The organism is Marinococcus luteus, from assembly GCF_034497705.1.
GTDB lineage: Bacteria > Bacillota > Bacilli > Bacillales > Marinococcaceae > Marinococcus > Marinococcus luteus_A.
The window spans coordinates 312,276-325,035 of the sequence record NZ_JAXRUV010000002.1 but is presented as its reverse complement, the minus strand read 5'-3'; the positions used below and the strand labels follow the sequence as shown (position 1 = coordinate 325,035).

Here is a 12,760-nt window from a genome sequence, read left to right as displayed (position 1 = left end):
GGATTTTCATGAAAATTTTTTCCACCCAGCTTCAGGGTAAATTTCAAAGCATCATGGATCAGGAGGAAGAGTTTGAAGACGCAGCACGTCTGGCTGTCCAGGCTGTTAGGGGACTGGGCAGACTCTGGGTAGCGGGATCTCCGTCCGCTCATTCCATTGCCCTGGCGCTTGCCGCTCAATCGGATGCCCCGGAAGGAACAACGGCCATTATACCTTCTCCCGATACCGAAGCCCTGTCCGAGGTCGACCGTTTGCTTTTAATCATCCATCCCGACGAACGCGAGGAGATGCTTTCGTTTATCCAGACATGCCAAAACAGCGAAACACCTTTAATTATTTACACGCAGGACGATGCCCGGATCAACGAACTGCTCGGGCCGTTAAACTGCCATATTACAGCACCCTCAGCCGAACCGGTCATTCCAGATGAAAAGGGAGAGCGCTACGGGGACCCATTTGCTTTATCAGCTTTCTTCGCCGGTCAGCTTTTATATTTATATATTAAAGAATTATCAGATGAACTCGAATAAAGCAGAAGTATGCTGCACAAAGAAGCCTGGATGGCATAGACACCATCCAGGCTTACTTTTATTTATTCCCCTGCGGAATAACGGATAAATTCGCGGAACAAAGGCTGCGGGCGAGTCGGGCGGGAAACAAATTCCGGGTGAAACTGCGAAGCAACAAAGTAAGGATGGTCTGCTACTTCGATAATTTCTGCCAGGCGCCCGTCTGGACTCGTACCGCTGAAGATAAATCCGTTGTTTTCGAGCTGTTCTCTGTAGGCATTGCTGAATTCATAGCGGTGGCGGTGACGTTCGTAGACGATCTCCGCCTCATCGTAAGCTTCCTTTGCACGGGACCCTTCTTTTAGCTTACAAGGGTAAAGACCGAGCCGGAGCGTGCCGCCAAGATCTTCTACATCCTTCTGCTCCGGAAGCAGGTCGATTACTGCGTTTTTGGCGTCGGGGTGAAATTCTGCCGAGCCTGCATCCTCTATGCCCGCCACGTTTCTCGCAAATTCCACGCTTGCAAGCTGCATGCCAAGACAAATTCCGAGAAACGGGATTTTCTGTTCCCGTGCATAGGTGATCGCCTCAATTTTGCCCTGGATCCCCCGGTCGCCGAAGCCTCCGGGCACAAGAATGCCATCGGCATCCTTCAGGCGCTCAGCCACATTATTCTTATCCAGATCCTCCGACTGCACCCAGTCGATTTCGATGTCTGCATCAAAGTGGTACCCGGCGTGCTTCAGCGACTCCGCCACTGAAAGATACGCATCCGGAAGCGCTACATATTTTCCCACCAGGGCAATACGTACCGTTTTGCTTAAGTTTTTCACCCGGTCGACGAGCGCCGTCCATTCCGTCATTTCTGCCGGCGGCGCTGTCAGCTTCAGATGATCGCAGACGATCTGGTCCATATGCTGGCGCTGCAGTTCAAGCGGGATCTGATATAACACTTCTGCATCCCCTGCTTCAATGACTGACTCTGAAGGCACGTCGCAGAACGATGCAATCTTTTCTTTCATGTTTTCCGGTACCGGCTTTTCTGTCCGGAGCACAATGACGTTCGGCTGGATGCCAATGCCGCGCAGCTCTTTGACGCTATGCTGCGTCGGTTTTGATTTCATTTCTCCTGCTGCGGATAAGTATGGAATTAACGTACAGTGCACGTACATTACGTTGTCGCGTCCGACATCGCTTTTGATCTGACGAATGGCTTCAAGAAACGGCAGACTTTCAATATCGCCGACCGTACCGCCGATTTCTGTAATTACTACATCGGCTCCCGTTTCCCTTCCTGCACGGTACACCCGTTCCTTGATTTCATTTGTGACGTGCGGAATAACCTGTACAGTGCCGCCGAGATAGTCGCCGCGCCGTTCTTTGCGAATAACGGAGGAGTATACTTTTCCGGTCGTGACATTGCTGTTTTTGCTGAGGTTGATATCGATAAAGCGTTCATAGTGTCCGAGATCCAGGTCTGTTTCCGCTCCATCGTCTGTAACGAAAACCTCCCCGTGCTGATACGGGCTCATTGTTCCCGGGTCCACGTTGATATATGGGTCAAACTTTTGGATAGTAACACTAAGTCCTCTGTTTTTAAGCAGTCTTCCGAGGGAAGCTGCTGTAATGCCTTTACCTAACGAAGATACAACGCCGCCAGTAACGAAAATATATTTACTCGCCATATACCTATCTGCCTCTCTTTATATAAATGTTCTTTAAAATAGTGCTTTCAGGGTCCGCGCCGTTGAATAGGCTTCCTCCGCTTTTCTTTGTCCAGCTTCGGGTGTTACCAGCTTAACCCATTCGTGATTTCAGATCGTTTGCGACTTCGTCTCAAGCCGACTGAAACCGACGAGCCGTTTAAGCTGGTGCCCAAACACCCTCCGCTTTTCTTTGTCCAGCTTCGGAGCCTAACCGCTCGGGGTTACTTTCCAGCCGGTTTCGGACAGCAGGCTGCCCTGCATGTCTGGGAAGTACCTGTCGCGGTTGAACAAGGCTCCCCCGCTTTTCTTTATTCATAAAAAAAACAAAAGTGGCGCCCTGCCACCATATGGAGGGGGCACACTTTTGTTTATCGTTCATGCTTATATAGGTATCATTTTCACCTTTACGTCACAGCCCAAAAATGATTGTACCTATACGAGTTTCGAAAGTCAAGATTTGACCACGATAAAATTACCGGCTCTCTTCTCCACTTTCCTCTGTATTGTCGCTTCCACTTTCTTCTTCATCTTCGTCTTCTTCATCGAAGCCTGGCCCCGAGTTGCCCGGCTCAAAGCCTTCAAGATCATTATCATCAAATGTATCTTCATCGGCGTCGTCTTTTTTAGAGATGGCGTCCAGGTCATCGGAAATGTCTACCAGATCATCGTCATACGTTTCTTCCTCCGGATCAATCTCTTCAGCAAGCTCGTCCGAACCCTGCACTGTGTGGCTCAGTTCTTCATCTGACTGATCGAGAGGATACCATCCGCGAAGACCCCAGTGATTTTCGCCCAGATGCACAAACCGTCCATCCAAATTCATGGATGTAAACAATTTGATCATCCGACTTTTTCTTTCCTCTTCTGTGTACCCTTTTAATTCTGTCAGCCGGTCCATAACTCTCGTATAGCCTGATGCTCCGCCCTCTTCTTCGAGGATCATATACGCCAGTTCCATCGAAGACATTTCCCGTACTTTTTCTTCGCTCAACTCGTTTATTTTCACAGCTTCATCGCTCCTTTTCACAAACATGCCCTTATGCTGATTCCTTTATATTAATCGCTTCATCGCTACGAAAATTCATACCTAAAATTATAAACATATTTCGAAGAAAAATTCCATAATTATTATTCAATTCTTACTGATAGAATTTACCGGCTGCCTGCTTAATTGTTTTCCAGGGGCGCCCATTCATTCTGCTGCCGGCTTGTGACAAGAGACACGAGCACAAACGCTGCAAGTGAAAAAAGAACAGGCATTGCTACTTCGTGCATACCGAGCCACCCCGGGAGCCAGATCGAAATAATCATGTATGAGGCGATACCGGTGATCATCGCTGCAAGCGCTCCCCATCCGTTTGCTTTTTTCCAATACAGTCCTAAAACGATTGGCCAGATAAACGCGGCTTCCAGTCCTCCAAAGGCAAACAGATTCAGCCAGATTAAAAACTCCGGCGGACTCCACGAAATAGCTACAACGATAATGCCGACTGCTGCCGTAACAACCAAACTCAGCATGCGTATTCTGTTTTCCGAAGCGTCGGGCCTGATATAGTTAATGTATACGTCTTTGACTACTGAGGAGCTGATCATTAGAAGCAGGGAATCCACGGTGCTCATGATAGCCGCCATCGGCGCTGCCAGTACGATACCGGCCAGCCATCCGGGAAGGACGGTCATCGTCAGCTCCGGCATAACGGTATCGGCCACTTCAATGCCCGGGACGACGACGCGGCCCATCACCCCGGCCATATGCATGCCAAACATCATAAAAGCAACCACTGCTGTTCCGATAAGAAGCGCACGGTGCATAGCAGCTGAGCTTTTATATGACATCGCCCGTACTGCCACCTGGGGCAGTCCGACTACTCCCACACCGACTAAAATCCAAAATGACGATACATAGAGTGCGGTTAAATCCCCGTCTGCGCCGAACGGTGTAACTAGGTTTGGGTTTTCCTGATACAGGGAGGTCATAATATTGTTCATTCCGCCTCCAGCTATCAGTGTGGCGGTAAAAATGATCAACGTACCGACGACCATAATAATACCCTGCACTGCGTCTGTAACCACTACTGCCCGGAAGCCTCCGATGATTACATAAAACAGCACTGCTGCTGCAAACAGAAACAGGGACGCCTGATAGCTCATGCCTGTGACCGATTCGATCAGCCTCGCTCCTCCTACCCACTGCGCGGCCATCGCGGAAAATAAAAAGATGACAATGCTGAATGCTCCTATAATAACGACCAGTCCGTTATTATAGCGGGAGCGGAGAAAATCCACGAGTGTAACAGCCCGGTACCGGCGGGCCATGATGGCAAACCGCTTGCCGAGGATCATGAGCGTGAAATAGCCGGTAACCACCTGGGCCATGGATAACAGCACCCAGCCAAGTCCGCGGTCGTAGGCGATGCCGGGACCTCCAACAAAGCTGCTCGCACTGCCGTACGTCGCAACCATTGTCATGGCCAGTACCAGTCCTCCAAGTTCACGACTTCCTAAATAGTAGTCATGAAGAAAAGATGTAGCTCCGGTCCTTTTTTTAGCGGACCAGATACCGATCGCAAACGTAAAAAGTAAAAAAACGACTAATGGCACAATCACTTCTATATTCATCGGTCTTCCTCCTGATCAAGAGGAATATCGCGGAGGACGAACTTTACGACAAACCAAAGAGTAATGAGTAAAAGAACCGGCCCGAGTACGCAGCTGTAAAAAAGCCAGTCAGGCATACCCAGTATGTATTGATAATTCTCGGGGTCTCTGCCCCCAAGCCCATATGCAAAACCAAACCACCAAATAAAATGGCCCACAGCAATAGCAACACCAAGAAGCGCTTCTTTAGCTGTGAGCTGCTGCAGCTTTCTCTCTTTTTCTTCCAGGCTCATGACCATCCTCCATTTATTTCGTTCCTTCAAAAACTTCAATTAGTTTAGCTGATTTACCAGTCTGCTGCAACTATATTGACAAATCGTTCCTGTTTCACGAGAATATATGTATTATGCCTGTACTTTCAAGTGATGTTTAATCATTATAAAAAAGGGTAATGTAATTTAATAAAGTCAAAAGGTGTTGATGTAAATGGCTGGCGAAAAACAATTTGACCAATTCGAGCCCGGAGAAGTCGTTCATTACGAAGGCTATGAAATGAAAGTTATTTCTGAATTTGAACGTACGGTTATTGTAGAATTCAGTGATTATCCAATTGTAGGAAAAGAAGAAGAATTTCCTTACCACCGCATCGTTCTATTAAAAAATGAAGTAACCCATTAAAATAATCATCTATCAAGTGCAAAGCTGCTCCTCTTTTGTGAGGAAGCAGCTTTTTTATTTTATAGAATCGCAGACCCGGGGGACAGGCTATGGCTAACTCCGCTTTTCGGGCCCGCACGACGCGGGTCAGTTCGACGTTGCTACACGACGTAGCGGTTTTAGTCGAAATTCCTTTAACCCGGGTGTTACTTTTTCCTCTATTCGCCAACCGCGTTTTCTCTGTCCAGCTCCGGAAGCCAACGATGTCGCATCCCTTCAGACCTTTGTCAAAGTGAAAAAGCCACTTTTCCAAAGCTCTTCCAGGGTACGCATCGCTGGTCAGGCTTCCTCCGCTTTTCTTTTACATTTCCTTCTCCATAATCAGCATCGGAATCTGATAGCCGCCGAATTCCCCCTGAAGCTTTTCTTTTTTCTCAAATCCCTGTTTTTCATAAAATTTCTGACCGCGTGTATTTTTTTCCTCTATATAGACCCGGATCTTTTTAGCGTTCGGCTCTTCCATCAGCGTTTCGTCAAACAGCTGTTTTCCAATCCCCTGGCTTTGATAATCAGGAAGCAGGTACATAGCAGACATTTTACAGCTTCGTTTGTCGTCGATCGGTCCTAAATCAGAAAATCCCACGACTTTCCCGTCCACTTCAGCTACTTTGGAGGTATGCTTGGATATGCGGCGCATTAACATCTCATCGTTATAGGCCTGACTTAAATACATCTCCTGGGCTGGCAGAGGAATAATACCCTCGTAGGCGTCGTACCAGCACTCCCTTGCGACTTCACGGATACGGTCCAAATCTTTATACTCCATCGAACGAATAACTACGGCCATATCGTTTCCTCCTTCTGCATGGTAGCATGTCTTCCTGTTATTCTTCTAGATCTACCATTATTTACCCTTCCTGTCTGTAATAAAAACCGCGCGTACCTGCTTCATTTTCTGCTTGACGTTTATGATTTCCAACTGTATAACTAATTTGTAAGCGTATTCAAATTTGCCAGGAGGATGACATCATGATTACTTTTATCGTCGCAGTAGCGTTACTAATTATCGGCTATTTTACATACGGCGCTTTTATTGAAAAATTATTCACTACAAATGAAAAACGGGCCACTCCTGCCTTCACGAAACAGGATAACGTAGACTACCTCCCTATGGGGACGAAGCGGAACTCCATGATTCAGCTGCTGAATATTGCCGGCGTTGGTCCAATTTTCGGCCCGATTATGGGCGCCCTTTACGGCCCAGTTGCTTTTTTATGGATCGTGTTCGGAGCTATTTTTGCCGGAGCGGTGCATGATTACTTAACCGGAATGATTTCCATACGGAACGGCGGCGCCCACCTTCCTCAGCTTGCCGGCAAATTTCTCGGCAAGTCGATGAAGCATATTGTAAACGGGTTTTCAGTGCTTCTTTTATTATTAGTTGGAACCGTTTTCGTCACTGCTCCTGCGGAGCTGCTGAGCGGAATTCTTCCTGGATGGATCAGCCTTGCTGCTATTATTACCGTTATTTTCGCCTATTATACTCTCGCAACCCTGCTTCCGGTCGATAAAATTATCGGCAAGATTTATCCGATCCTCGGGGCGCTCCTTCTGCTCAGCGCTGTCGGTATCGGAGGTGGACTTATCGTTCAGGGACAGCCAATTCCGGAGCTTTCGTTCCAAAACATGCACCCGGATCAGGCGCCTATTTTCCCGCTTCTGTTTTTAACTATTTCCTGCGGGGCTATCTCCGGCTTTCATGCCACCCAGACGCCGATCATTTCACGGACTACACAAAATGAAGGCAGCGGAAGAAAAATTTTCTACGGCATGATGATCGCCGAAGGCATCATCGCCATGATCTGGGCCGCTGCTGCCATGAGCATTTTTAACGGCGTTTCCCTGAATGAAATCATCGCTGCCGGCGGTCCCGGAGCTGTAGTTAGTGAAGTCTCCATGACGATGCTTGGTGCCGTTGGCGGTACGCTCGCAGTCATTGGGGTTATAGTTCTTCCAATCACATCCGGTGATACTTCGTTTAGAAGCGCACGGATGATCATTGCGGACTACTTCCGGATCAATCAAAAGAAAATGCCGAACCGGCTTTGGATCGCGCTTCCATTGTTTGTCGCTTCGTTTGCTTTAACAAACATGGACTTCACCATTTTATGGCGGTACTTTTCCTGGGCCAATCAGTCCACCGCTATGATCGCCCTGTGGGTCGGGGCCATGTATCTCGTGCTTGCCGGGAAAAACCACTGGGTCGCTTCGATTCCAGCCACGTTCATGACTATGGCAACGTTTACCTACATTTTAAATGCGCCGATCGGCTTCGGGCTTCCGATGGAATTGAGTTATATTATTGCAGCTGTCGGCACACTGATTGTTATCGCCCTATTTGTTAAACGGGCCCGCGCCTACGTGGGAACCAGGTTTCCGGTCGACGAACAGATCGAATCCGCATATGAAAAAGCTCCCGCCAAAGCATAACAAAAAGGCACCTCCCATTTCGGGCGGTGCCTTCGTCGTTATTACATCGTTTCCGGCGCGTTCACGCCGATAAGATCCAGGCCGTTCTGCACCGTCGTCTGGACTGCCTTCGCCAGTACGAGCCTTGCCTGGGTTTTAGGCTCATCCTCAGCGTCCATCACGCGGTCCGCATTGTAAAAGCTGTGAAACGCAGAAGCCAGTTCATGAAGATAGGTAGTCATGCGGTGCGGAGCGTATTTATCCGCTGCAATCGCCACTTCTTCCGGGAATTCCCCGATTTTTTTCAGTACGTCCAGTTCTTTTTCACTGTGAATCGGCGTCAAATCTGCCGCCGGATCAAAGGTGATACCGCGTTCCTCCGCCTGACGGAAGATGCTGCAAAGCCGTGCATGAGCATACTGCACGTAGTATACCGGATTTTCGTTGGACTGCGATTTGGCCAGGCTCAGGTCAAAGTCCATGTGAGTGTCCGGACTCCGCATCGCAAAGAAATACCGGGTCGCATCGATGCCGACTTCTTCCATGAGATCCTTCAGTGTTACCGCCTTGCCGGTCCGTTTGCTCATTTTCACACGCTCGCCGTTTTCAAACAGATTCACCATTTGAATGATCTTCGTCTCGAGCTGTTCTTTATCATGGCCGAGCGCCTGTACCGCTGCTTCCATACGCGGAATATAGCCGTGGTGGTCTGCTCCCCAGATATTAATAACCTTTTCAAAGCCGCGGCCGAATTTGTCCCGGTGATACGAAATATCCGGGAGCAGATACGTATAGGTACCGTCATTTTTCACGAGCACCCGATCTTTATCGTCTCCGTAACGGCTCGAGCGGAACCATACTGCCCCGTCTTCTTCGTATGTTTCTCCCTGGTCGTGCAGGTATTGCAGCGTTTCTTCAACATTGCCGTTTGTATAAAGAGAGGTTTCTGAATACCACACATCAAAACGTACTCTGAATTGTTCAAGATCCTGCTTCAGCTTTTCGATTTCACGCTTCAGGCCGTACTCGCGGAAAAACTCAAGCCTTTCCTCTTCCTCAACGTGGACGAACCGGTCTCCCTGTTCGCTTGCAAGCTCTTCGCCGAACTGGCGCACGTCTGCTCCCTGATAGCCGCCTTCAGGCATTTCCATTTCCATGCCAAGGGCTTCAAAGTACCGGCTTTCGACCGATCTTGCCAGGTTTACGATCTGGTTGCCGGCATCGTTAATGTAATATTCACGCGTCACGTCGTAGCCGGCGAAGTCCAGAATGTTGCAGAGCGAGTCCCCAACGGCCGCGCCGCGGGCATGACCGAGATGCAAATTGCCGGTCGGGTTCGCCGATACAAATTCCACCTGAACCTTTTTCTGCCTTCCAACATTAGAGCGACCGTACTCCGCTCCCTGGTCAAGCACCTCCGGAATCACATCAATCAAATAACGGTTATCCATAAAAAAGTTAATAAAGCCAGGTCCGGCAATTTCAATTTCTTTGACGGAGGCTTTGCTTGTGTTTAAGTGGTTCACGATGTCTTCGGCGATCGCCCTCGGAGCCTTTTTTGCCACGCTTGCGAGCTTCATCGCTGCGTTCGATGCAAAGTCCCCATGGCTTTTTTCCTTCGGGGTTTCAAGCACAATTTCCGGGACGTCTCCCCCCCGGGCAAGTCCTGCCGCTTCAATTGCCGCCGCAATTTCTGTTTTTAACTGCTCCTTCACCTGATCCATTATATTCATATGCTCATGCGTCCTCCTCAATAACGATCGAAATTTCGTAACGCCCTACCGGCGTTCCCTGCAGTACCAGCCGGTAATGAAAATCAATATGCATCACCCAGCCGAGGTTGGCCTTTGTCACAGCCAGATGGTCTGTTACCGCTTCTGTATGAAGCCGGCCGTAGCCCATATCGTAGGTGCCTTCGGTACGTTCGCCGTACGCGTATACCTGACGCATGGCCACGGCCCCGCTTCGGAGTACCATCACCTCTGCGTTTCCGATTTTCAGCGTTGTCTGTACCTTTCCTATGCCCTCAAGCTCTTCTTCGAACCGGACATACGTCCATTCCTGCTTTTCGTACATTTCGCCATCTGCGTTCAGCTGAATGGTTTCCCGTTCATCTTCCTGCTGCATATTGGTTGTCATAGCGACTTTTACCGGGGTCTTTGCTGTGTCTGCCACGATGAGCCACCTTTCTCTATGCCTGCACATACTCGCTTTTAACGTTCCGGTTAATCACTGTCTTATTTTAACACGACTTCACGCATTGAGAAGGGAAAATTGATCATTTGAAAAGCCTGCAGACAAAAAAGCTTCCCTGCCGGAGCAGAGAAGCTTCGATCACCCTTTGACCGAGCCGGAAAGCAGGACCGGAGTCCTTCATTTATTCGTCTTCTGTTATTTCGATTCCTTCTCCGGAGGCCTTGAGCTGGTCGTACGTATAAACGGCAATGGCTGTATCCTGCACTCCGGTGCCTGTCAGGTCACAGAAGGTTACCTGCTCCATCGTTTCCCGGCCACGGGCATCTCCGCTGATAATCGCACCGATTTCCACCGTGCTGCTTTCATCGATAATCCCTGCTTCTTTTGCCGTCCGGTGTTCCCCTATGGAAAACACCTGCGAAGCCGCATCACAGGCAAGAATGTCCACCGCTCCGAGTACGTCCGGCTCGATTTCATTCTTTTCCGAGGCATCTGAGCCCATAGCTGTAATATGCAGCCCAGGGTGCAGCCATTCTTTTTTGATGAACGGTTCTGTCGACGGCGTCGTCGTAACGAGCACGTCACAGTTTCGTACTACTGTTTCAAGATCGGCAGCTTCTGTCGTAACACCGAGCTCATGCTCCATTTCACGCTGATACGCTTCAATCCGTTCTTTTTTGCGTCCGTACACATATACTTTTTCAATTGACGGCCGCACCATTTTCAGCGCCCGCAGCTGAAAGCGCGCCTGCGTGCCGGTGCCGACGATACCTGCAATCCTTGCCTCGTCTTTAGCCAGGTATTTGGCTGCCACAGCGCCAGCAATTCCTGTGCGCACATCGGTCAAATATCCATTGTCCTGAAGCACTGCTGCCGGGAAGCCGGTATCCGAATGAAACAAAAGCATCATGCCACTAAGGCTTGGAAGCCCTTTGTCCGGGTTATCGAAAAAACCGGTCGAAATTTTCAGGGCAAACTGGTCCATGCCCTTGACGTAGGCCGTTTTTGCATCCATTTCACCATTTTTATCGGCAATGGGCATGCTGAGTACGGGAGGCATGGTTACTTCTCCTGCCTGCAGGCGCCGAAAGCCGTCTTCAATAAGGGAAAGCGCCTGCTGATTGACATCAATCGTATTTCTGATCGGTTTTTCTTTGAATAAATACAAGGACTCCGCCTCCTTTAAAATGTGCTGCTTTTATTATAGGAAACATTGCACTAAATCAAAACCATTAATCATGAGAACGCTTAAATATCTGCAGATCGGGAATAGCCCAACATACTTTAATTAAAAGGCAGGTGGACGATATGAAATATCGTCAGTTAGGAAATACCGAATTGGAAGTAAGTGAACTGAGCTTTGGCACGTGGGCAATTGGCGGCGCGTGGGGAGCAACAAACGATACCGAAGCGCTTAAGGGCCTCGAGGCTGCCATGGACGCCGGCGTGAATTTTTTCGACACGGCTGACGTGTACGGGGACGGACACAGCGAGGAATTGATTGGAAAAGCAACGAAAGGAAAAGAAGAGAAGATTCACGTGGCCAGCAAATTTGCGCGCGGCGGCGATATTAATGACCCAAATACTTATTCCAGGGAAAGTGTCACGGCCTACCTGGACGCTACACTGAAGCGCCTCGGACGCGAACGCCTGGATCTTTATCAGATTCACTGTCCGCCGATTGACGTTTTAAAAGACGGCTCGGTGTTTAAGGTGCTTGATGACCTGCAGGCACAGGGAAAGATCCGCCACTACGGAGTCAGCGTGGAAACAGTGGAGGAGGGCATGGAATGCCTCCATTACCCAAATGTTAAGGCACTTCAGGTTATCTACAATATTTTCCGCCAGAAGCCGGCAGAACGGCTTTTTCCACAGGCGAAAAAGCAGGGCGTCGGTATCCTGACCCGCGTGCCGCTCGCAAGCGGACTGTTAACTGGAAAATATACAAAAGAAACGACATTCGCTGAAGACGACCACCGCAATTTCAACCGGGACGGAGACGCCTTCAATGTCGGAGAAACATTCGCCGGCCTTCCTTTCCAAAAGGGCGTGGAGCTCAGCACCTCCCTCCAGTGGATTAAAGAGCAGCGGGGTACAATGGCGCAGGCAGCTCTGCGCTGGATTCTGGATAACGAGGATGTCACCTGCGTCATACCGGGATTCCGTAACGAAAAACAGGTGACCGACAGCCTCGAAGCGGTCAGCGTGCCTTCCTTCTCCAGGGAGGAGCAGGAGAAGCTGACGAAGTTTTATTTAGAGGACGTGGAGCCAAGCATCAGGGGCGGCTATTAAATCGTATGATTAAGACAGGCTTTACCCGGGTAACAGTACCAGTGGACAAATTATAACGCAAAGGAGCGATTATATATGGGAAGCCAATCTGTTTCCGAACTTACTGCAGGTACAAACTATAAAGCGAGTGAAATTGACAGCTTTGTAGAAAACAACCACGTCACGGTCATCTCCAACAACGAAAACCAGTTGTTTACAGAGCCAGACCGCGAGTACAAAGTCGTTTATAAATTCGGCGGCTACTTCGATCATTCTGAAGAACTAGGCGGCAAAAGATTCGTTGAGAAGCCAACGTACGTTGTCGAAAAAGTCTAAAAGCAGAGTGATTCTGTA

At 49.1% G+C, this 12,760-nt stretch carries 13 protein-coding genes; 5 read left to right on the top strand and 8 right to left on the bottom strand.

Annotation, left to right across the window (positions count from 1 at the left end; translation table 11 throughout):
• Window positions 1–8 precede the first annotated feature (8 nt).
• Entirely contained in the window at window positions 9–530 is a 522-nt protein-coding gene (locus Q9M42_RS05720; RefSeq protein ID WP_322525557.1) for a DUF2529 family protein, read from the top strand.
• Window positions 531–592: 62 nt separating this feature from the next.
• On the opposite strand, the gene Q9M42_RS05715 is transcribed toward Q9M42_RS05720, so the two are convergent.
• The 4 genes from Q9M42_RS05715 to Q9M42_RS05700 form a co-directional block, all read right to left on the bottom strand.
• Entirely contained in the window at window positions 593–2,194 is a 1,602-nt protein-coding gene (locus Q9M42_RS05715) for a CTP synthase (RefSeq protein WP_322525556.1), read from the bottom strand.
• A 493-nt stretch (window positions 2,195–2,687) separates the two neighbouring features.
• Complete coding sequence (rpoE, locus tag Q9M42_RS05710) at window positions 2,688–3,221, bottom strand: DNA-directed RNA polymerase subunit delta (protein ID WP_322525555.1); 534 nt, start codon at window positions 3,219–3,221, stop codon at window positions 2,688–2,690.
• 161 nt (window positions 3,222–3,382) lie between these two features.
• Window positions 3,383–4,834, bottom strand: coding sequence for a sodium/pantothenate symporter (panF, locus tag Q9M42_RS05705; RefSeq protein ID WP_322525554.1), 1,452 nt, complete (start codon window positions 4,832–4,834; stop codon window positions 3,383–3,385).
• A complete protein-coding gene (locus tag Q9M42_RS05700) occupies window positions 4,831–5,106 on the bottom strand; it encodes a YhdT family protein (RefSeq protein ID WP_322525553.1) in 276 nt (91 codons plus the stop codon). Before Q9M42_RS05700 ends, panF begins: the two co-directional genes overlap by 4 nt.
• A 193-nt stretch (window positions 5,107–5,299) precedes the next feature.
• Here Q9M42_RS05700 and Q9M42_RS05695 point away from each other — a divergent pair, with 193 nt between their 5' ends.
• Entirely contained in the window at window positions 5,300–5,491 is a 192-nt protein-coding gene (locus tag Q9M42_RS05695) for a hypothetical protein (protein WP_022794603.1), read from the top strand.
• A 340-nt stretch (window positions 5,492–5,831) separates the two neighbouring features.
• On the opposite strand, the gene Q9M42_RS05690 is transcribed toward Q9M42_RS05695, so the two are convergent.
• Window positions 5,832–6,317, bottom strand: coding sequence for a GNAT family N-acetyltransferase (locus Q9M42_RS05690; RefSeq protein WP_322525552.1), 486 nt, complete (start codon window positions 6,315–6,317; stop codon window positions 5,832–5,834).
• A gap of 182 nt (window positions 6,318–6,499) precedes the next feature.
• Between Q9M42_RS05690 and Q9M42_RS05685 the strand changes: the two genes are divergently transcribed.
• Window positions 6,500–7,960: a carbon starvation CstA family protein gene (locus Q9M42_RS05685; protein ID WP_322525551.1), complete on the top strand. Its 1,461-nt coding sequence runs from the start codon at window positions 6,500–6,502 to the stop codon at window positions 7,958–7,960.
• A gap of 41 nt (window positions 7,961–8,001) precedes the next feature.
• Here Q9M42_RS05685 and argS read toward each other — a convergent pair whose 3' ends face one another.
• The 3 genes from argS to Q9M42_RS05670 form a co-directional block, all read right to left on the bottom strand.
• Window positions 8,002–9,672: an arginine--tRNA ligase gene (argS, locus tag Q9M42_RS05680; RefSeq protein WP_322525550.1), complete on the bottom strand. Its 1,671-nt coding sequence runs from the start codon at window positions 9,670–9,672 to the stop codon at window positions 8,002–8,004.
• A 4-nt stretch (window positions 9,673–9,676) separates the two neighbouring features.
• On the bottom strand, window positions 9,677–10,114 hold the full coding sequence (locus Q9M42_RS05675) for a DUF1934 domain-containing protein (RefSeq protein ID WP_322525549.1): 438 nt from the start codon (window positions 10,112–10,114) through the stop codon (window positions 9,677–9,679).
• Between the two features lie 202 nt (window positions 10,115–10,316).
• On the bottom strand, window positions 10,317–11,303 hold the full coding sequence (locus tag Q9M42_RS05670; RefSeq protein ID WP_322525548.1) for a cyclodeaminase: 987 nt from the start codon (window positions 11,301–11,303) through the stop codon (window positions 10,317–10,319).
• Between the two features lie 140 nt (window positions 11,304–11,443).
• Between Q9M42_RS05670 and Q9M42_RS05665 the strand changes: the two genes are divergently transcribed.
• Together Q9M42_RS05665 and Q9M42_RS05660 are read left to right on the top strand one after the other, a co-directional pair.
• The gene (locus Q9M42_RS05665) at window positions 11,444–12,427 is read left to right on the top strand and encodes an aldo/keto reductase (protein ID WP_322525547.1); all 984 of its coding nucleotides are present in this window, start codon (window positions 11,444–11,446) and stop codon (window positions 12,425–12,427) included.
• Between the two features lie 75 nt (window positions 12,428–12,502).
• Window positions 12,503–12,742 (top strand): hypothetical protein, encoded by a 240-nt coding sequence (locus Q9M42_RS05660; RefSeq protein WP_322525546.1) that lies wholly within the window; start codon window positions 12,503–12,505, stop codon window positions 12,740–12,742.
• The last annotated feature ends 18 nt before the right edge of the window (window positions 12,743–12,760 follow it).

Excerpts from the sequence above, each read along its gene's own strand:
- Q9M42_RS05720 (WP_322525557.1), top strand. The coding sequence starts at position 9 with ATGAAAATTTTTTCCACCCAGCTTCAGGGTAAATTTCAAAGCATCATG.
- Q9M42_RS05715 (WP_322525556.1), bottom strand. The coding sequence starts at position 2,194 with ATGGCGAGTAAATATATTTTCGTTACTGGCGGCGTTGTATCTTCGTTA.
- panF (WP_322525554.1), bottom strand. The coding sequence starts at position 4,834 with ATGAATATAGAAGTGATTGTGCCATTAGTCGTTTTTTTACTTTTTACG.
- Q9M42_RS05700 (WP_322525553.1), bottom strand. The coding sequence starts at position 5,106 with ATGAGCCTGGAAGAAAAAGAGAGAAAGCTGCAGCAGCTCACAGCTAAA.
- Q9M42_RS05695 (WP_022794603.1), top strand. The coding sequence starts at position 5,300 with ATGGCTGGCGAAAAACAATTTGACCAATTCGAGCCCGGAGAAGTCGTT.
- Q9M42_RS05690 (WP_322525552.1), bottom strand. The coding sequence starts at position 6,317 with ATGGCCGTAGTTATTCGTTCGATGGAGTATAAAGATTTGGACCGTATC.
- Q9M42_RS05685 (WP_322525551.1), top strand. The coding sequence starts at position 6,500 with ATGATTACTTTTATCGTCGCAGTAGCGTTACTAATTATCGGCTATTTT.
- argS (WP_322525550.1), bottom strand. The coding sequence starts at position 9,672 with ATGAATATAATGGATCAGGTGAAGGAGCAGTTAAAAACAGAAATTGCG.
- Q9M42_RS05665 (WP_322525547.1), top strand. The coding sequence starts at position 11,444 with ATGAAATATCGTCAGTTAGGAAATACCGAATTGGAAGTAAGTGAACTG.
- Q9M42_RS05660 (WP_322525546.1), top strand. The coding sequence starts at position 12,503 with ATGGGAAGCCAATCTGTTTCCGAACTTACTGCAGGTACAAACTATAAA.